Origin of the sequence: Algoriphagus ornithinivorans (genome assembly GCF_900115305.1) — a bacterium.
GTDB classification, from domain to species: Bacteria; Bacteroidota; Bacteroidia; order Cytophagales; family Cyclobacteriaceae; genus Algoriphagus; species Algoriphagus ornithinivorans.
Genome location: NZ_FOVW01000012.1, coordinates 64,183 through 83,816, shown reverse-complemented (window position 1 = coordinate 83,816; position 19,634 = coordinate 64,183). Strand labels below are relative to the sequence as shown.

The window sequence follows — 19,634 nt, the reverse complement described above, 5'->3', positions numbered from 1 at the left end:
GGTAATTCTTAAGGTCATAATAATTTTATGGAGCCATTTTTTTCTTCAAATACTCTTCCTTATATTTGCATTCCGATTTCGACAAAGAATCTAGAAAGAAACACATGTACGCAATTGTAAACATCGCAGGAAAGCAGTTCAAAGTAACAAAAGATCAGTTTGTTTATGCTCCAAAGCTAGACGCAGAAACTGGCGCTTCCGTGGAATTTGACCAAGTACTATTAGCAGAAGCTGATGGGAATGTGTCTGTTGGTGCACCTTTAATTAAGGGCGCTAAGGTATCTGGCAAGGTGCTAGATCATGTTAAAGGTGATAAAGTCATCGTCTTCAAAAAGAAGCGTAGAAAAGGCTACAAGAAGAAGAACGGTCACAGACAAGACTTCACCAAAGTATTGATTGAAAATATTACACTCTAAGTTTTCTATTAGAAAACCATAAACGAATCAGACCATGGCACACAAAAAAGGTGTAGGTAGTTCCAAAAACGGTAGAGAATCACATTCCAAAAGACTGGGTGTGAAGAAATTTGGAGGCGAGCAAGTTATCGCCGGTAACATTATTGTAAGACAAAGAGGTACTAAGCATCACGCTGGAAACAACGTAGGTGTAGGTAAAGATCATACCTTGTTTGCACTTTCTGACGGTGTTGTAACTTTCAAAAAGAAAGCAGACGGTAAGTCTTACGTAAGTGTTTTGCCAGCTGAGGCTTAATACCTACTAAAACGAAAATCAAAACCCTTTCCTCGGAAAGGGTTTTTTTGTTTCTAGCCAAAAAAGAATTCCGACCACTGATCAATTTTTTAGCAATAGAGTCGAAGACTTATCCTAATTTTTTATCTTCAAGAAACCACCAAATATTATCCTTATGAGAAATCGATTTTCATTGGGTTTATTGGGAATTTTGCTCTGTTTTATTTTTCAGGCAAATTCTTCCCAAGCCCAAAATGTACCTAATCCTTCTGTTTACAAAGCCCTGGAATGGAGGCTGGTTGGCCCTTTTCGTGGAGGCAGATCAGATGCAGTTACCGGAGTAGTAGGCTCTGATCATACCTACTATTTCGGATCTACAGGTGGAGGTGTCTGGAAAACTGTTGACTCCGGGAATACCTGGAAGTCTGTTTCTGACGGCTTTTTCGGTGGCTCTATTGGCGCTGTAGCTGTTTCTGAAAGTGACACTAGTGTAGTGTATGCAGGAGGAGGAGAAAAAACAGTCCGTGGAAACGTGTCTTTTGGCTACGGAGTCTGGAAAAGTAAGGATGCTGGCAAAAGCTGGGAAAGAGCGGGTTTGGATAAAAGCCGATTTATTGCAAGGCTGAGAATTCATCCAAGCAATCCTGATGTAGTTTATGCTGCGGTTTTGGGTGATTTATTTAAGCCTGATGCTACAAGAGGTGTTTACAAAACCACCAATGGAGGTGCTACTTGGGAAAAAGTTCTTTTTGTTTCCGACGTGGCCGGTGCTGTTGATTTGATTTTAGACCCCAATAATCCTGATATCCTATATGCAACAACCTGGGAGATCAAGCGAACTCCTTATTCATTGGAAAGCGGTGGACCTGGATCAAAAATGTTTAAGTCCATAGATGGCGGTAAAAACTGGGAAGACCTTACATCCAAAGAAGGGTTTCCTCAAGGGATTTTGGGAATAATGGGGGTAACTGTTTCTCCATTAAATTCTAACAGGCTTTATGCCATCATTGAAAATGATAACGGTGGAGTGTATACTTCCACGGATGCAGGACAAACCTGGTCCAAAACGAATGAGGATAGGAGCTTAAGACAAAGAGCTTGGTATTATTCCCGAATTTATGCAGATACTCAAGATGAGGAAACAGTATATGTGCTAAACGTGAGCTATCACAAATCGACTGATGGCGGGAAAACTTTCAAAGGAGCTAATGCACCTCATGGAGATCATCATGATTTGTGGATAGATCCCAATAACAATCAGCGAATGATAATCGCCGATGACGGTGGAGCTCAAGTTTCCGAAGATGGTGGAGCCAATTGGACCACTTACATGAATCAGCCGACTTCCCAATTCTACAGAGTGACCACAGACAATTCTTTTCCATACAGAATTTACGGTGCGCAGCAGGACAATTCAACTGTCAGAATCCGCCACAGAGTAGACGGAAGAGGAGGAATCACTGAAGATGACTGGGAGCCTACCGCAGGCGGGGAGTCTGGTTGGATCGCTCCGGACCCAAAGAATAATGACATTGTATATGGTGGGTCTTATGGTGGTCTTTTGACCAGAGAGGATCATGATAAAGGAATCAGCAGGACAGTCAATGTTTGGCCTGATAATCCAATGGGACATGGTGCGGAAGACATGAAGTATAGATTTCAATGGAACTTCCCGATTTTCTTCTCCCCGCATGATCCTAATATGCTTTACACTACCAGTAACCGCTTTCATAGATCCACTAATGAGGGACAAAGCTGGGAAGTGTTTTCGCCTGATTTGACCAGAAATGATGCTAGTAAATTAGGTTCATCCGGTGGTCCAATTACCAAAGACAATACTTCTGTAGAGTATTATGCCACTATTTTCACAGCTGCAGAATCTCCTGTGAAGAAGGGAGTAATCTGGGCTGGTTCTGATGATGGATTGGTGCATGTGACTACAGATAATGGGGTAACGTGGGTGAATGTGACTCCATCCGCCATGCCGGAATGGTTACAGATCAATAGTATTGAGGCGAGTCCATATGAAGCAGGAGAGGCTTATTTTGCTGCAACAGGTTATAAAAGCGGGAATTTTGAGCCTTACTTATATAAGACCAAGGATTATGGTAAAACCTGGACTAAAATTACCAAAGGAATAGATGCAGAGCATTTCACTCGGGTAATTCGTGCAGATCCTGTTAAGAAGGGAATGCTTTACGCAGGTACCGAAACTGGAATGTATTATTCAAAAGATGATGGTGCAAATTGGCATTCCTTGCAGATGAATCTTCCTATCGTTCCGATTACCGATTTGGCCATCAAGGACAATAATTTGATTGCTGCAACGCAGGGCCGTTCATTCTGGATTATCGATGATCTAACTGTTTTGCATCAGGCAGAGCCAGGTATTGAGAATAAAAAGTTGCATCTATTTAAACCTCAGGATTCTTATAGAATAGATGGTGTGAAAAGGAAGTCTCCGACCATGGGGACCAACAGACCAGGAGGAGTTTTGGTGTATTATTATATCAAAGAGGAGCCTAAACAAGAGCTTAAAATTGAGTTTTTGGATAATGGGAATAATGTTTTGAGAACTTTCTCAACCAAAGGCTATCAAGGGGATACTTTAAAAGTGAAAGCTGGTAGCAATGAATTCAATTGGAATTTGAGAGTAGAAGATGCAGAAGGATTTGATGGTCTCATCATGTGGGCTGCTAATCTTCGAGGTCCAAAGGTTGTTCCTGGCGATTATAAGGTAAGAGTTACCTTGGATGGGGAAAGACAGGAGCAAGGCTTCAAAGTTTTGGCAGATCCTAGATATGAAACCACTCAGGCGGGATTGGAAAAACAGTTTGAGTTTCTCATGAATGTGAACCGCAAGCTGACAGAAACGCACCAGACTATTAAATTGATTCGTCAGTACAGAGCTGAACTGGATAGTATGGAAAATAAGCCAGCCAACCTGGAGCAAATCAAAGCTCAAATGCAGGAGATAGAAGAGACCTTGTACCAGACCAAAAACAGAAGCGGACAAGATCCTCTAAACTATCCGATCAGGCTGAATAATAAATTGGCTCATTTAAATAGCGTGGTTGGAAATGGAGATTATCCTCCAACTGATCAATCTGTAGAAGTGAGAAAAGAATTAACTCAGCAAATTGATGTACAACTTGCGAGATTCAAAAAATTGGAGCAGGAGGAGATTTCGAAGATTCTGAATATTGAGGAGCTTCGAACCAAACTGGATATCAAAAAGTAATTCAATAAACCTTAAATGATGAAGCCCCGGAATTTTCCGGGGCTTATTTTTTTAACTCAGGGGATACCTAAGAATACCAGCCATGATATCATTTCCAGGGAGTGAGTCTGAGTTCATTAGAAAGACCTTACCTCCATTTTTGATGGTTTGGCTGATTGTCAAATCAATCAAACAGTGACTGTGCTTATCCCTTGATTCCTGATAATTTACCTGATGTTTTTGCGTATCGAATGTACCCCAAACATGCTCATGTTTTTCATCAACAAAAAGTGTGTCCAAGGCTCCTGAATGGGCAGCTTTAATCAATGCGGTTTTATCATTTTGAATGGATAAGCCCTCGCTTTTCTTTTCTTCGAAATCATTCATTCTCTTTCTTCTCTCAGAAGAAAAATAGTTTGAAGCTAATTGCCAGGATTTTTGATGAAGACTCATCACATCTTTTTCGGTGAAGGCTCCACTGACATGGCCATCTTGTAAATGATTGTATTTGCTAGCCTCACGGAATAATGGAATCAAATAGTCAACTCCTGCGAGATAAAGAGGAAGTGGATTTTTATTGAGAAGAGGTTCCAGCATATTGGTCATACGGTGAAAATAGTTTAGGATTGTTGTTTTCTTCTCTTCATCCGATCCACCATCATGTCCATGATACATGGCTCCTGCGCTTCCTACGCCACCTTGTCCCTGTAAATGATCTTGATTTTCGGCTATTTCCTCTTCTACAGTAAATGAAACGGCAACTTCTTCTTCGTCAAGAATAATTTCCTGAATGACATCTCTTGTTGCTTCATATAGACGAATTCTATCCAAATTAAGCAGTAATAAATAATAGTGACCATCATCATTGAGTTCTGGGACTAATGGCATTGTAAAAGCTTTGGTTCCTATAAAATTCATAGATTCTACTCCTGGGATCGGAACCTGGAAATACTCCATTTCACCACCAGCTAGAAATACCGCTAATAGGTCAGAATTATGTTGCCAAAAATTAAAGTCTTCCAATAATTGATGAGCAGGACGAAGTGCTTTCGAGATGCTTTTTTCATCCATACCCCAATTCTTTTCTAAATCTTTTTCGACTTGTGATAATTGATTTTTAAAACGTGTTTGGTCGTCTTTGTAAGCGTTTGTGCTTTTACGTGATGTAGGCACGTAAATAGAAATGAATGGCTCACTTTTTTTCTGAGTGAGTTCCAAGAATAAGTTTTTATCAAAAATTTTCATAATTGGTTATTTATTTTGAGTTTTAAAAAGGATTTATACTAAAATTTCTATATATAATATAAAAAGAAATTCTTATATTATCAACTAAAACAACAATCAATTGTTTCCATGAATTACACAGAAAACTATAAAGCCATAAAAATAGACGTACAGGCAGTTGATTTTGATATTGACTCTTCTATCCAACAACTGATTAGGGACCAGATAGATAAGATTGGTCGCCACTCGTCCAAAATCAATGCAGTCGACATTTATTTTTCCACGGAAGGGCATGGATCATCTGCTGTCAAAATCGTAGGAATGAGAGTGGGAATCCCTGGGCCGGATGTTTATGCGGAAGAGAAAGGGGATAACCTTTCACAACTTTTAAAGTCTGTTGCAGATAAAAATATCAGACAATTAGAAAAATTGTAGCAGATAAAGTCTTAGTCAAGGATCTAGTTTTTTCTTTAGAAAATCCTCCAATTCCTGATTTGATCTATAAAATGCACAGCGCTGCTAGGAGAAAGAATCAGGATAAAAATGATTCCGAAAAGCGCTCCATAAAGATGGGCATCATGGTTTATTCCATCGCTGTCCTGTTTTCCTTTGGTGTAGGAATAAATCAGAAATAATGCGCCCAAGATAAATCCTGGAAGACAGATGATCCCGAAAAGACAAATATCTGCCAAAGGAAGAATGATGATACTGGAAAAGACAGTCGCAGCAGTTCCTCCCGATGCTCCCAAAGCTCTGTAATAACTGTTATTCTGGTGCTTTAAGTATGTGGGGATATCCGCGATAATTATTCCCAGAATATAAAACAGAACAAATACAACACCTCCGAGACTGCTCCCAAGTTGGTAGGCCAAAAACTGTTCTACTACCCTCCCAAAAAAGTAGAAAGTAAACATATTAAAGAGGAGATGGATATAATCCTTATGGATAAAACCAGAAAGAATAAATCTATCCCACTGCTTTTGATGTTTGATTTTGTAGGGAGTAAACATCCACCTTTCGATGAAGCTGTGATTATTGAATCCATAAAAGCTGCTGATTACTGTGATAATAATCAGGATTACAGTTATCGAAAGTTCCATATTACTTTTCCCTGTGAATCAGGTCTTCAGTGATTTTTCTGAGGTTTTGATAAAAATCCTCATTCTTAAAATGAAGCGTATCCAACTGCCGGAAGCCTTCTGAGAAATAATGATTCATTTTGTCCTCCGTCTTTTTTCGGATTCCTAATTTCTCATAGAGTCCCTTGATGGCTTGAACTTTTTCTTCCTTATCAAATTCGCTTTGTGTTAACCAAAAATCAAGCAAATCTTTATCATCTCCTTCGGCAAGTTCCAGTGCTTTGATAAGGAGGTATGTTTTCTTGTTTGAAATGATGTCGCCGCCCACTTGCTTGCCGAATTTTGCTTGGTCTGCAAATACATCCAAGAGGTCGTCTTTAAGCTGAAAGCCTATACCAATATTTACCCCAAAATCGTAAATTTTTTGGCAGTCTTCTTCGGATGCCTCTGCTAGGATTGCTCCCAATTCTAAAGCGAAGCCTAGCAAAACAGCAGTTTTTAACCGAATCATATTGACATACTCATCCTCATGAACTTCTTCCCTGCTTTCGAAATTCATATCATGCTGCTGCCCTTCGCATACTTCTGCAGCGGTTTTATTGAAGAGACGAATGACTTTGGGAAGAAGGGTAGGAGGCGTAGGAAGCAATAAATCATAAGCTCGCACCAACATGACATCCCCGGAAAGAATAGCTACATTCTCATTCCATTTTTCATGAACAGTAGCTTTTCCTCTTCTCAATGGTGCCTGATCCATGATATCATCATGCATCAGGGTGAAATTATGGAACACCTCGACTGCACTCGCTTGGCTTAGAATTGTTTCAGGATCTTTTTTATAAAGTCCATAGGCCAGCAAGCTCAAAAGAGGCCTTATTCTTTTTCCTCCCAAGCTGAGAATATAGGTGATCGGTTCGTAAAGTTCCTTGGGATCTTCTCCAAAGTTTTGTTCCCTGATAAAGGACTCTAATTTATCTAAAAGCGCGTGCGCGAGGCTTTCTTTCGTCATTGTTCGCAAATTCCAAATCGATAGTTCTTCGGTCAATATCGGTATTAACTACGCGGACCTTCACTTTGTCACCCAAAGTGATCATTTTTTTTGTTCTCGACCCAATAAGTCGCATGTTTTTCTGGTCGAAATCATAGTAATCATCGTCCATATCCTGTACTCGGATCATTCCCTCGCACTTGGTTTCAGTGATTTCTACAAAGACTCCCCATTCAGTCACCCCAGAGACGATTCCGTCATAATCTTTCTCTTCAGCCAGAGCCATATATTCTACCTGCTTGTACTTGATAGAAGCTCTTTCTGCATCAGCTGCGCGCTTTTCCCGTTCGGAAGAGTGTACGCATTTTTGTTCCCAGGCTTCTGCGTCTGGTGATTTGCCTCCATCCAGATAGTGTTCCAAAAGTCTATGCACCATCATGTCAGGATATCGACGGATTGGGGAGGTAAAGTGGGTGTAATGTGGAAATGCCAAACCAAAATGACCTTTGGGCTCAGTGGTGTATTTAGCCTTAGCCATACTTCGGATAGCAAGTTGCTCTAATACATTTTGCTCCGGCTTGCCTTGGATTTCATCCATTAATTTATTGAGAGCGGAAGAAATTTTCTTTTCGTTATCTAAGTCCATTTGATGACCAAAACGCTTAGCAAAACCCGAAAATGTTTCAAGCTTTTCCATGTCTGGAGAATCGTGGGTTCTGTATACGAAGGTGTCTGCACCACTTCTCTTTTTGAAGATAAACTCAGCAACGTATTTGTTTGCCAAGAGCATGAACTCCTCAATCATTTTGTGGATGTCTTTTCGCTCTTTAATCATCAATCCGAGTGGAGTGCCATTTTCATCCAATTTGAACTTGACCTCCACAGTTTCGAAATTGACAGCACCATGTTGGAACCTTCTTTTTCGTACCTGCTTTGCAAGGTCATTTAACAACGTTAACTCCTGAAAGAAGTCTCCGGATTGATTATCTATGTTCTCTTGTGCCTCTTCATAGGCGAATCTTCGGTCTGAATGAATGATAGTTCTTCCAATCCAATGATTCACCACATTGGCATTGGAGTCCATTTCAAACACACAAGCAAAGGTTAATTTATCTTCATGAGGTCTAAGCGAACAAAGACCATTGCTTAGCCTTTCAGGAAGCATTGGGATGGTTCTATCTACCAAGTAAACCGATGTAGCTCGGTCATAAGCTTCTTTTTCCAAAGCTGTTTTAGGCTTCACATAATGGGTAACATCTGCGATATGGACTCCAACTTCCAGATTTCCATTTTCTAATTTTCTATAAGAAATGGCATCATCAAAATCCTTGGCGTCTGCCGGATCAATAGTGAATGTGGTCACGTCTCTGAAATCCCTTCTGGCATTAATTTCTTTGGAAGTAATTTTTTCAGGAATTGCGTTTGCTTCCTGATCTGCTTCTTGAGGATATTCAAATGGCAACCCAAACTCTGCCATAATGGAGTGGATTTCTACTTCATGCACACCCGCTTTGCCAAGCACTCTGATGACTTTTCCGGTAGGATTTTTATCTCCTTCTCTCCATTCAGTCATTTTGACAATGACCTTTTCATTATGCTCAGCTCCCATAAGATCACCTCTGTGAACAAAGATGTCTTTGTGCATTTTTTTGAAATCAGGCACCACAAATGCAAATCGTGGAGAAATTTCTACTCTTCCGACGAATTCATCTCTGTCTCTTTCGAGAATCTCCAACACCTTTCCTTCAGTCCTTCCAGTTTTTCCCTTTAGAGGATATACCATCACTCTGACTTTGTCGCCATCTAAGGCTTGCTTGAGGTCGGCTTCTTTGACAAGAATGTCTCCATCTACTTTTTCCGGATTATCAGGAATTACAAATGCAAATCGTGGATTTACAAAATCTACAGTTCCTTCTATAAAATCCGGGTCTTGAGTAGATGAAAAATAGTTTCTCGGACTTTTAGAGACTGACCCGTTTTCCACGAGTTTATGAAGAACTGGCTCCACTCCACCTTTAGTAAGAGAGTCTCTTATATCCAGTTTTTTGATAATCTGTTTGGCATTAAATTCCTGCCCGTAATTCGCATCTAAAAATTGGAGAATTCTACGGGCCAATGATGCGGCATCCGTTTTCTTTCCTCCGTTTTGCTTGTTAGAACTTTTTCTATTTGATTTTCTTCCCATGTTTTGGGTGTTTGTTTTGGTTAAGGTAAAAAGAAATACACCCTATTTTTTATGTTCTTTTTTTAAGTCGTCCAGTTGAACAACTTCAAGGTTCATTTCGTCAATCTGTGGATTCATAGCAAGGTAAACTCTTGCCGTGACCTCTACATCTCTTAGACAATATTTTTTGATTTTTTCCAGGTTTTTCTCCAAATGAAAAGTGGCATTGACTTCACTCCCATCCAAATCTTCCTTGGAAGAAGGTATTCCAAAAACAGAAGCTAGTAACTCAAGTCGGGTGTAGTACTTGTAATCGCCAAACTTCCACAGCTCCATGGTGTCGAGGTGACGTATTTCCCATGGTCTTTTGCCTGCAATCTGTAAAGGCTCAGGAAGCGGAACTCCCTGAATCAGCATGCGCCTGGATAGATAGGGAAAATCAAACTCTTTCCCATTGTGTGCGCAAAGAATCCATTTTTTCTTCTCTAATAAGCTAGAAAAGTCAACAAGAAGTTCCCTTTCATCGGGATCTGAAAAAACTTTGGAACGAAAAATCAGTTTTTTGTCCTTCTTTTTCCACTGGAAATAACCCACACCTACACAGACTACTTGACCAAATTCCGCATGAATTCCTGCTCTGTCAAAATACAATGAACCTGGTTCTATTTTGCCGTGATCAGTATTCTTGATGAGTTTTTCCTTTTTGACCCACTCCTCTTGCAACCGCTCCCCAAGATCTTCAAATTTCTCGGTCAGAGAGGCGGTTTCAATATCTAAAAACAATATGTCGCCTAATTGCTCAAAAAAATCAGCCATACTTTATTCTAACTATGTAAAACCCCTTCCAAACCTAATTCGGGGATCATGCGCTGCAGTGAGGGGTCAAAACTGCCTGGAGTAAATATAAACTTTTTGTCAAATATCTGGTCAAGAATATAGTAGCTTACCCAAAACTCATTGGTCAGAGCAAAAACCTGTGGGTCTATCGGCTCAATCTTAGCCACACATTCTGGTCCCAATTCTTTGATCATATGTCTCAGAATTGAGGTCTTTTTTTGCTCTCCGTCAATTTCCCCATATCCTTTAGAAGTAATCATGACGGTGTTGAGTTCGATTAGGTTGAGGTTAATGATATAAACTCCCCATTCAGTTCCACTTGCTGTTTCTTCTTTTGCAATAGCTAGTTTGACTCCAGTTACCGGAGAAAAGTCAATATCTTTTTTCATCTGTATAAATTTTCAATGGCTTGGGGAAATGAGGTAATTGCTCTTCTTCGAAAGAGGAAATCCTTTTCCGCTAATTCATTTTTCGAATAAGTCCATCTCAAAAAGCTGTCTGAGATGCCTTTTAACTTTTTCTTTTACTTGCTCCATAGGAATTGGCTTTCCTAATTCCTTGTTAAGAGATGTGACTGCCTTATCGTCAATCCCGCAAGGGATGATGTGTCCAAAATAACTGAGGTCAGCATTGATATTAAAGGCGAATCCGTGCATAGTGACCCATCTGCTGGATTTTACTCCCATAGCACAGATCTTTCTTGGGTTTTTTTGTTCGATATGATCTAACCAAACACCAGTGAGGCCTTCTATCCTGCCAGCTTCAATCCCATATTCAGCTAAAGTTAAAATAATGGCTTCTTCTAATAAACGGAGGTACTTATGGATATCAGTAAAAAAGTTGTCCAAATCCAACAGGGGATACCCAACCAACTGTCCCGGTCCATGATAAGTAATGTCTCCTCCTCGGTTGATTTTATAGTAGGTGGCATGATGACTTTTAAGGCCCGTTTCATCCAATAATAGGTTTTCTTCTTTACCGCTTTTTCCGAGAGTGTAGACATGCGGATGTTCTACAAAAAGGAGGTAGTTGTCGGTTGCTTCCTGTTCAGCAATCGGGAGGTTTCTATTCCGGATTTTCCGGGCAACGGTCTTAGCAAAAAGCTCTTCTTGGTAATCCCAGGCCTGCTGATAATCCATCAAGCCTAAATCGCGGAACTCAACCTTTTTATTAATTACTTCGTTCATTCAAGTCTCCAAATGGATTTTTATTCAACCGTCAATGAGTTGAATTCGTTCTTCGATTTTTCAAAATTAAGCAATTATATAAGATGGCTGAGCATAATGATAAAGGCAAAATGGCCGAGGAGCTTGCTGCCGAATGGTTAATTGGGAAAGGCTATGAGTTAATGGACAAAAATTACCGCTTTAAACATGCCGAAATCGACCTAATCATGAAATTTAGAGGGATTTTGATTTTTGTGGAGGTGAAGTTTCGTTCAGGGACTGGTTTTGGCTTTGCAGAAGAGTTTGTGGATTTTACCAAAAAGAAGTTACTGGTCAAAGCAGCAGATGCTTATGTCCATGAAAAAGACTGGCATAAGGATATTCGCTTTGATATAGTGGCTGTTTACAAGGATAAAAGCGGAAACATCAATTTCCGTCAATTTGAGGATGCCTTCTATTAATTATTAACAGCTCTCGGGTTTCTGTAAACGAGATTTCCATCCTTGTCCCACTCTGCTCGAATGTAGGGTTTGAAATTGTCAGCAAAAGGAGTTTCTGGATATTGAATCTCCCTTTTTCGGATGGTTTTACTATTGTTGGTGTCCCAATATTCAGTCCATAAGCCAACTTTCTCACCATATTGGAATTCTCCTGTGACGGCGATTTGTCGGTCTTCATAAAAATAGAAGTAATTCCCCTCTTCCAGTCCATATTGGATAGGAGTGATTTCCTCTACGGTTTGGGTGCTTCTGTTATAATAAGTGATTTTGGATTCTCTTGGCCAGCCTTCTGTAAAGTGGTCTTTGTCCTGAAGGACATTTTTACTGTCAAAAAGCATCCAGGTTTTATGCTTTGTGCCATAATAATACATCCCGCTTTCCACCACTACATCATTGACTCTTCTTTCGTAAGGTCCATGCAATAAGTAACCCTTGCCTTTGGCGAAACCTTCTTTTTTGATACCACGATCTTTAGGGTCAAACCAGTACACATCACGGATATAAGGATCTAATTTTCTTTCCAAATCCGTGTAATTGAAGAACTCATAAATCTGCTGTCCCCGAATATTATTTCGGATGAAACCTTTTTGAGTTTTTATTCCAAACCAGATGTTTTTACGGGCCTTCTTCTTTTTTTCTTTTTTCTCTTCTTTTTCTTTAGAATCATCAAAAAGCAAAAGAGGCATGGTGGTCGGTAAAAGGGAAGAGTCTACTACTCCCGTAGAATCAGGATCGGCTTTTTTCTCCTTGCTTTGGGCAAAAAGAGCTGACTGAAAAAACAGGGTTAAAAGAAGAATGGAATAAATTCTATTCATGTAATAAAAAACGGAAATCCGCTCTGAGTATTTTACTCAAAAATAACATTTCAAACGATTATTATCAGTTTTTTGCAAGCAATCTGAATGACGCTGGATATTCCTGTCATCGATATGGTACTTTCATAAAAGCAATTCATCATCAAATCAGCTTCTTTGTTTAGAATTAATAATCTTCTGCCTATTTTTGAGGAATTTGTAAAAAACCTACTGTAAAAATGAATTCTATTCTATCAGATCGCATCTTGAATATGGAGGAGTCAGCAACCCTTGCAATGGCAAAAAAAGCAAGAGAGCTGAAATCCCAGGGAATTGACATTATTGGATTGAGTCTCGGCGAGCCGGATTTCAAGACTCCCAAACACATTCAGGAAGCAGCTAAATCAGCTATTGACGAAGGAAAGTACTTTTCTTATCCTCCTGTAGCTGGATATCAGGATCTGAGAGAGGCTCTGGCTAAAAAGTTGAGAGATGAAAATAATATCTCAGAAGCTAAAGCGGAGAATATTGTAGTTTCTACAGGAGCGAAGCATTCCATTGCCAATACCTTCATGTGTTTGTTAAATGAGGGAGATGAGGTGGTTATTTTTTCTCCGTATTGGGTGAGTTATGCTGAAATCATCAAGCTAGCGGGAGGAGTTCCTGTCTTGATTGAGGGTACTTTAGAAAATAATTTCAAAGCTACTGCAGCTCAATTGGAAGATGCATTGACAGATAAAACCAAAGCAGTTATCTACTCCTCTCCTTGTAATCCTACCGGTTCGGTGTTTAGCCAAACGGAATTGGAAGCTATAGCAGCAGTGATTAAAAAGAAGCCAAACTTGATGGTGATTGCAGATGAGATTTATGAATTGATCAATTTCACAGGAAAAAATTTCAGCATTGCATCTCTTCCTGGCATGTTTGAAAGAACCATTACGGTCAATGGATTCTCCAAGGGCTATGCTATGACTGGATGGAGAGTAGGATATATCTGTGCTCCTGTAGAGATAGCAAAAGCTGTGGAAAAAATCCAAGGTCAATTTACCTCTGGGGGAACAGGAATTGCTCAAAGAGCAGCCTTGGCCGCCATTGCCGGTGATCAGACTCCTTCTAAGGAAATGGCGGAAGCATATTTCAACAGAAGACAAATTGTATTGGACCTATTGAAAGAAATTCCGGGTATCAAAACTCATATTCCAGAGGGCGCATTTTATTTCTTTCCGGATGTGACAGCATACTTTGGGAAGTCGGCTCATGGGCATTCCATCAAAGATGCTGATGATTTATGTCTTTATTTATTGGATGTTGCTCACGTTTCTTTAGTGACAGGAGGTGCATTTGGAGCTCCTAATTGCGTTCGCTTGAGTTATGCTGCTTCAGAAGATGAGCTCAAAGAAGCAATGAAAAGAATTAAAAAAGCATTGGCTGAGTTAGCCTAACTATACAGCCCCGGCGAAAGTCGGGGTTATTTTTTTGCCCACAAGAATGGTTTACTTTTGTTCAAAAATCGATTCATGGCAGAAGTCTTAGTAATAACGCCGGTTAAAAATTCCATAGAAACCACATTGGACACAGCTAGAGCTATTTCCAAGTCTGATGTTGATGTGCATCATATCATTTTTAATGATTTTAGCACAGAAGAGACAAAAGTGGAATTAGAGAAAAAGAAAGCTGAAATCGGCTATGAATTGATTCACTTAGAAGAAATCACAGATCACCCTTCTCCAAATTATAAACTGGTACTTCAGACTTCTCAGAAGAAAGCTTTGGAATTGGGCTTGCCACTATTGGTGGTCGAATCGGATGTGGTGGTGAAGGCGGATACGATAAGCAAACTTTTAGCGCATCAAAAATCCCATTCAGGCTCTGGCTTGACCGGGGCTGTTACTGTTGATGAAGCAGGAGTTGTCAATTTTCCATACTTGAAATTCAAAGGAAGAAAAGAGACTGAGATCAATACAAAACGGAGTTTGAGTTTCTGCTGTACGCTATTTTCTCTTCCATTTCTGAAGGCTTATGATTTTACCGGACTGGATGATGCCAAGGATTGGTACGATACATTCATTTCTACAAAAGCCTTAGATTGTGGATTTGAGAATTTCGTGCTTATGGAAGCACCGGTATGGCACAGGCCACATGGAAGTAGACCTTGGAAGCAGTTGAAATATAAGAACCCATTGAAATACTACTTTTTAAAATACTGGAAGGGATTGGATAAGATTTAATTCGAACTCAACACCAAATGTGCCATTTCAGTATTGGAGGAATGAAGAGCTAAGGTATCTCTCCCGAATTTTTTCAATAGGTAGTTGTTGTTTTTCAAAAGTTGAAGACAGGCTTTTAATTCATCTTCTGGTAAGTTCACATTTTCAAAAATGATAGCTTCGGGTTGAGTTTTTTCAATTTCAAAAATTTTAATCACCTCTAGATCATAACCTTCTGCATCAATTTGGAGAAGATTGATTTTTGGGATTTTAAACTTTTCCAATAAAGTAGCAGGACTTATCACTTCTACTTCTTCGGAAGTGATTTGCTTCTCAGGATCTTTTGGAATCTCTATTCCAAACCGATCGCAGTTTTTCTGTACTACCCCTGATGCAAAGTTTTCCTTTAGCTTTTCCAAAGAAAATGAAGCAAGTCCCGTGGCCCATCTCATGGTGCTAAATCCAATTTTATAAAGTTTTTGCTTACCATCCTTTTCTCCAATTGCAGCGCAGAGCGTATGAAGGCCTTTGTTTTTGACATAAATTTTGGAAAGGTAATTCCTGTAAACATCTGGTTGCGGCTCTAATAAAACTCCCTTCCATCTGTCTCTTTTAATAAATTTATGGATCGGGTCATTCGTTATTCCGTCATTGGCCCCTATTTGAATCACATGAAAGTCACCTTGCTTACTCAAAGAGTATTCCGATAAAAATTCAGCAATGCTCCCTTTTTTTGGTTGATAAAGATGCTTATAAAAATTCATGAAAAGCGGGTTTTCGGTGGCACTCAGGTTAAACCTGAAATCCTTCCAGAATTGCTTTGCTTTGTTCTTTAAAGAGTTTTTCATTTAAGTAATTGAAGGTTTTTGATAAAGAAATTAAAGAGTCAAGAAAAAAAATTATTTACCCATTTTAACAGCGTATTGTAAGGTTTACTCCAGGTTCTTTGAAATCTAAGAGGCCCGTTTAATTCTTTCTCGAAGAAATCGCTGTGTTTAGAATTTAAATAAGCGATGCGCTTTTTTTTCATTTCGTTGGTACCAGTTCTTTTTCGCTTGCTATTTGGACTAAGCCTGTAAAAAAATCCCACAAAAGGTAATTGAACCACTTTTCCTCCGTTTTTGAGCATTTTGATCCAAAATTCCCAGTCTTCCCTTCCCATTTTCATATCTTCAGAAAAGCCGCCGCAATCCTCCCAATCTGATTTCCTGAATAGACCAGAAACATAGATCATGTTATCCCTTGCCAATGCTTTTCTGCTGAATTTTTTGAGATTCCAGGGCTTAGTCCCTTGCTCATTGAATTTCACAGCTTGGGCATAAACCACTTTTACCTCTGGATCTTTTTGAAACTGCTCGACGGATTTTTCTATATAATCTTCAGCAATAAGATCATCTCCATCCAGTGGTAAAATCAACTCTCCTTTTGCTTTTTGAATACCATTATTTCTGGCAGCAGCTACTCCCGAATTTTCTTGGTCAATCACATCGATTTGCTGATTGGTAGAAGCTGCTTTGAGGGCAACTTGCAGACTATGGTCAGTACTTCCGTCATTCACTATGATTATTTCAATCTTAGAATAGGTTGATTTCAGGACTGACTCAATGGTTTCTTTCAAAAAAGAGGCTTGATTGTAGCAGGGGATTACTACAGAGACTAAAGGCATATCGGAATCCATAATTCTGCAAACTAACTCAAAGAAAGTCTATTTCAAACTCCATAAATTGAATCCAAAAATTTTGAAATTTATTGACTAGTGCTAATTATGAATTAGATTATGCAAAAAATGCAAATTTTAATTTGGATAATTAAATCCTATTCTTAACTTTATTCCGGTGATTAAACAACTTTTGTCAACTATTCTTTTTAAATCTCGAGGTTTTATCGCCTCAATTTTCGAACTCTAACAGTTTTCTAAAGAAATCCGGGTCCTTGCGATCCGGATTTTTTTTTGGATATTTTGAAATTATCAAGATGAATAAAAATGGCTTTTCGGCGAATCCTCCTTTTCCTTATTTTTTTCAGTGTACTGGTTTTTGAACCTGTAATAGGGCAAAAATTTAAATTGGACTCCAATTATGTTGAGGAGACTCCTGAGCTTTTCAGTCTTCGATTTTATTTCTCAAAAAAATATACTGACCTGATCCAAAAGACTGCGGATGGAAGTACTTATCGATTTCAACCAAATTCAGGAAATAATTTGGGTATAGGCTTTACTTATCAAAAGCTTACTTTAAATCTAGCTATGCCAGTAGGCTTTCTCAATCCAGACAGGCAACAAGATTGGCCATTGTACCTGGATTTACAGGCACATCTTTATCCAAAAAACATGATCATAGATGTATTTGGACAGTTTTACAATGGATATAGCATCCCGTCAGATTTTCTTTCTAATTCTGATTCACCTTATCTCCGCGAAGATATCAAGTTGCGGAAATTGGGTTTAAATTTTAATTACTTATTTAATGGGGAACAGCTCTCTTTGATGGCTGCATTTAACCAGTCATTTATTCAAAAGAGATCAGCCTTCTCACCTTTTGTAGGATTTGAGGTTTATGGTGGATCTATTAAAGGTGATTCATTGCTTTTGCCGGCTTTCGAAAATCAAAGAGAAAGTAATTTTTCAAGTAACCGATCTTTTCAGGTTGGTCCTAATGCAGGATTGGCAGGTACGCTTGTTTTCGGAGGAGGTTTTTTTCTTACAGGAGTATTTTCTGGGAATCTAAGCCTGGCTTACGCGCAATGGAATGGATCCTCTGATTTAGATCAATGGGGCATAGTACCCACCTATTTCTTAAGAGGCTTTTTTGGGTACAATTCCAGAAAGTTTTCTATCAATGCAAATTATGTCCTGAAAAACAATCAGATGGTTCGCTTGGATAATTTTGATTTAAGCAAAGAGACTGGGAATTATAGGATAAATTTTATCTACAAATTTCAGCCTGGAGAAGGTTTTAAGCGTGGCTTTTCCAAAATCAATCCATTGCGTTTAATAAAGAAAGATTGATCGAATTCTTGGGCTAAGGTTGCTTTTATTTTAGCTTTGAAGGTATTCCTAAAATTCTAAATGTATGAGTAAGCAGTTTGGCATAGCCGTATCCCTAGCAAGACTGGGTATTAAATCAGAAAATTTGGGCTCTTCTACCGGTGAAAACTGGATGGATTCCGGAAAAGAATATATCTCCTCTATTTCTCCTGCTGATGGTACTTTAATCGGAAAGGTACAGGTGACTGATGAGGAAACTTACGAGAAAGTGATAACAACGGCCCAAGTTGCCTTTGAAAAGTGGCGTCTTATTCCAGCTCCTCAAAGAGGGGAAATCGTTCGGGAAATTGGAAATGCGCTGAGAGAAGTAAAAGCTGATCTTGGAAAATTAGTTTCCTATGAAATGGGAAAATCCTATCAAGAAGGCTTAGGAGAAGTGCAGGAGATGATTGACATCTGTGATTTTGCCGTTGGTCTATCCCGACAATTGTATGGCTTAACGATGCACTCGGAAAGACCTGGTCACAGAATGTATGAACAATGGCATCCATTGGGGATTGTGGGAATTATCTCTGCATTTAATTTCCCTGTAGCCGTCTGGTCTTGGAATACAGCTTTAGCTTGGGTTTGTGGGGATGTGACCGTATGGAAGCCTTCAGAAAAAGCGCCACTTTCCGGAATTGCCTGTCAATTGATAGTTGGAAAAATATTCAGAAAACATGGAATGCCTGAGGGGATTTCTTCTTTGATTGTAGGAGATTATAAAGTGGGGGAATTGCTCTCCCATGACTCCAGAATCCCTTTAGTTTCTGCCACTGGGTCTACCAGAATGGGGAAATTGGTAGGTAAAGCAGTTGGAGAGCGATTGGGAAGATCTTTGCTTGAGCTTGGCGGGAACAATGCTATAATCATCACGGAAGATGCGGATATGGATATGGCGATCAGAGGAGCACTCTTTGGAGCTGTAGGCACAGCAGGACAAAGATGTACTAGTACTCGTAGATTAATTATTCATGAATCTGTTTTTGATGCGATTAAAGAGCGTCTGGCATCGGCATATAGCAAATTGGTGATAGGGAACCCTCTGGACGAAAAAAATCATGTTGGGCCACTGATAGATCAGGATGCTGTTAAAATGTATGAGCATGCTCTCCAAAAAGTAAAAGAGGAGGGAGGTAAAGCAGTTGTTGAAGGAGGAGTTTTAAAAGGTGAGGGCTATGAGTCTGGATGCTATGTCAAGCCGGCCATTTATGAAGCGGAAAACCACTTTGAAATTGTGCAGCATGAAACATTTGCGCCAATTTTATATCTGATCAAGTATAAAACTTTAGCGGAGGCTATAGCCATTCAAAATGGAGTTCCTCAGGGACTTTCTTCTGCAATTATGACTACGAATATGAGAGAGGCTGAAGCATTTTTGTCAGCGGCAGGTTCTGATTGCGGAATTGCAAACGTCAACATCGGAACCTCAGGTGCTGAAATTGGAGGTGCTTTTGGAGGAGAAAAAGAAACCGGTGGTGGACGTGAGTCTGGCTCAGATGCTTGGAAGGCATATATGAGAAGACAAACTAATACGATTAATTATTCAACTGCATTGCCTTTGGCGCAAGGGATTAAGTTTGATATATAATTGAAATAGAAAAGGCTGTTGAAAGTCGATCCGCCCCCAATAAGTGTATAACTTTTTGGGGGCATTTTTATTTCCAATGAAAAACCAAGATTGACTTTGATTAAAATTTTGAATCAATAATAAAGTCATAAATAGCGCTAAAGGCCTTT

At 39.4% G+C, this 19,634-nt stretch carries 19 protein-coding genes; 9 read left to right on the top strand and 10 right to left on the bottom strand.

The window, feature by feature from the left end:
• Nucleotides 1-104 precede the first annotated feature (104 nt).
• From rplU to BM073_RS16585, 3 genes are all read left to right on the top strand, one after another.
• Nucleotides 105-416 (top strand): 50S ribosomal protein L21, encoded by a 312-nt coding sequence (gene rplU, locus BM073_RS16595; protein ID WP_091655458.1) that lies wholly within the window; start codon nucleotides 105-107, stop codon nucleotides 414-416.
• A gap of 34 nt (nucleotides 417-450) precedes the next feature.
• On the top strand, nucleotides 451-711 hold the full coding sequence (rpmA, locus tag BM073_RS16590; RefSeq protein WP_091655457.1) for a 50S ribosomal protein L27: 261 nt from the start codon (nucleotides 451-453) through the stop codon (nucleotides 709-711).
• Between the two features lie 154 nt (nucleotides 712-865).
• Nucleotides 866-3,931 (top strand): VPS10 domain-containing protein, encoded by a 3,066-nt coding sequence (locus BM073_RS16585; RefSeq protein WP_091655456.1) that lies wholly within the window; start codon nucleotides 866-868, stop codon nucleotides 3,929-3,931.
• A gap of 51 nt (nucleotides 3,932-3,982) precedes the next feature.
• Here BM073_RS16585 and BM073_RS16580 read toward each other — a convergent pair whose 3' ends face one another.
• Nucleotides 3,983-5,155, bottom strand: a complete 1,173-nt coding sequence (locus BM073_RS16580; RefSeq protein WP_091655455.1) for a baeRF7 domain-containing protein — start codon at nucleotides 5,153-5,155, stop codon at nucleotides 3,983-3,985.
• A 108-nt stretch (nucleotides 5,156-5,263) separates the two neighbouring features.
• Here BM073_RS16580 and BM073_RS16575 point away from each other — a divergent pair, with 108 nt between their 5' ends.
• Nucleotides 5,264-5,569 carry an HPF/RaiA family ribosome-associated protein gene (locus BM073_RS16575; protein ID WP_091655454.1) on the top strand — a complete coding sequence of 102 codons (306 nt, stop codon included), beginning with the start codon at nucleotides 5,264-5,266 and terminating at the stop codon, nucleotides 5,567-5,569.
• A 35-nt stretch (nucleotides 5,570-5,604) separates the two neighbouring features.
• Here BM073_RS16575 and BM073_RS16570 read toward each other — a convergent pair whose 3' ends face one another.
• The 6 genes from BM073_RS16570 to lipB all read right to left on the bottom strand — a co-directional run bounded on the left by BM073_RS16570 (nucleotide 5,605) and on the right by lipB (nucleotide 11,389).
• Complete coding sequence (locus BM073_RS16570; RefSeq protein WP_091655453.1) at nucleotides 5,605-6,234, bottom strand: rhomboid family intramembrane serine protease; 630 nt, start codon at nucleotides 6,232-6,234, stop codon at nucleotides 5,605-5,607.
• Nucleotide 6,235: 1 nt separating this feature from the next.
• Nucleotides 6,236-7,222: a polyprenyl synthetase family protein gene (locus tag BM073_RS16565; protein ID WP_091655452.1), complete on the bottom strand. Its 987-nt coding sequence runs from the start codon at nucleotides 7,220-7,222 to the stop codon at nucleotides 6,236-6,238.
• Entirely contained in the window at nucleotides 7,185-9,386 is a 2,202-nt protein-coding gene (gene rnr / locus BM073_RS16560; RefSeq protein ID WP_091655451.1) for a ribonuclease R, read from the bottom strand. Before rnr ends, BM073_RS16565 begins: the two co-directional genes overlap by 38 nt.
• A 42-nt stretch (nucleotides 9,387-9,428) precedes the next feature.
• A complete protein-coding gene (locus BM073_RS16555) occupies nucleotides 9,429-10,181 on the bottom strand; it encodes a 3'-5' exonuclease (RefSeq protein ID WP_091655450.1) in 753 nt (250 codons plus the stop codon).
• 8 nt (nucleotides 10,182-10,189) lie between these two features.
• A complete protein-coding gene (locus tag BM073_RS16550; RefSeq protein WP_091655449.1) occupies nucleotides 10,190-10,591 on the bottom strand; it encodes a hypothetical protein in 402 nt (133 codons plus the stop codon).
• Between the two features lie 75 nt (nucleotides 10,592-10,666).
• Nucleotides 10,667-11,389, bottom strand: coding sequence for a lipoyl(octanoyl) transferase LipB (gene lipB / locus BM073_RS16545; protein WP_091655448.1), 723 nt, complete (start codon nucleotides 11,387-11,389; stop codon nucleotides 10,667-10,669).
• Between the two features lie 83 nt (nucleotides 11,390-11,472).
• Here lipB and BM073_RS16540 point away from each other — a divergent pair, with 83 nt between their 5' ends.
• Nucleotides 11,473-11,829: a YraN family protein gene (locus tag BM073_RS16540; RefSeq protein WP_091655447.1), complete on the top strand. Its 357-nt coding sequence runs from the start codon at nucleotides 11,473-11,475 to the stop codon at nucleotides 11,827-11,829.
• Here BM073_RS16540 and BM073_RS16535 read toward each other — a convergent pair.
• On the bottom strand, nucleotides 11,826-12,683 hold the full coding sequence (locus BM073_RS16535) for a toxin-antitoxin system YwqK family antitoxin (protein WP_091655446.1): 858 nt from the start codon (nucleotides 12,681-12,683) through the stop codon (nucleotides 11,826-11,828). The genes BM073_RS16540 and BM073_RS16535 overlap by 4 nt on opposite strands.
• A 218-nt stretch (nucleotides 12,684-12,901) precedes the next feature.
• Between BM073_RS16535 and BM073_RS16530 the strand changes: the two genes are divergently transcribed.
• Both BM073_RS16530 and BM073_RS16525 read left to right on the top strand, forming a co-directional pair.
• Complete coding sequence (locus BM073_RS16530; protein WP_091655445.1) at nucleotides 12,902-14,104, top strand: pyridoxal phosphate-dependent aminotransferase; 1,203 nt, start codon at nucleotides 12,902-12,904, stop codon at nucleotides 14,102-14,104.
• 75 nt (nucleotides 14,105-14,179) lie between these two features.
• A complete protein-coding gene (locus tag BM073_RS16525) occupies nucleotides 14,180-14,890 on the top strand; it encodes a glycosyltransferase family A protein (RefSeq protein WP_091655444.1) in 711 nt (236 codons plus the stop codon).
• Here BM073_RS16525 and BM073_RS16520 read toward each other — a convergent pair.
• On the bottom strand, nucleotides 14,887-15,717 hold the full coding sequence (locus BM073_RS16520) for an FkbM family methyltransferase (RefSeq protein WP_091655443.1): 831 nt from the start codon (nucleotides 15,715-15,717) through the stop codon (nucleotides 14,887-14,889). The two genes, BM073_RS16525 and BM073_RS16520, sit on opposite strands and share 4 nt — an antisense overlap.
• A 38-nt stretch (nucleotides 15,718-15,755) precedes the next feature.
• Nucleotides 15,756-16,547 carry a glycosyltransferase family 2 protein gene (locus BM073_RS16515; protein ID WP_091655442.1) on the bottom strand — a complete coding sequence of 264 codons (792 nt, stop codon included), beginning with the start codon at nucleotides 16,545-16,547 and terminating at the stop codon, nucleotides 15,756-15,758.
• A 306-nt stretch (nucleotides 16,548-16,853) separates the two neighbouring features.
• Between BM073_RS16515 and BM073_RS16510 the strand changes: the two genes are divergently transcribed.
• Together BM073_RS16510 and amaB are read left to right on the top strand one after the other, a co-directional pair.
• Complete coding sequence (locus tag BM073_RS16510; protein WP_091655441.1) at nucleotides 16,854-17,876, top strand: DUF4421 domain-containing protein; 1,023 nt, start codon at nucleotides 16,854-16,856, stop codon at nucleotides 17,874-17,876.
• A 64-nt stretch (nucleotides 17,877-17,940) separates the two neighbouring features.
• Nucleotides 17,941-19,485, top strand: a complete 1,545-nt coding sequence (gene amaB, locus BM073_RS16505; RefSeq protein ID WP_091655440.1) for an L-piperidine-6-carboxylate dehydrogenase — start codon at nucleotides 17,941-17,943, stop codon at nucleotides 19,483-19,485.
• The last annotated feature ends 149 nt before the right edge of the window (nucleotides 19,486-19,634 follow it).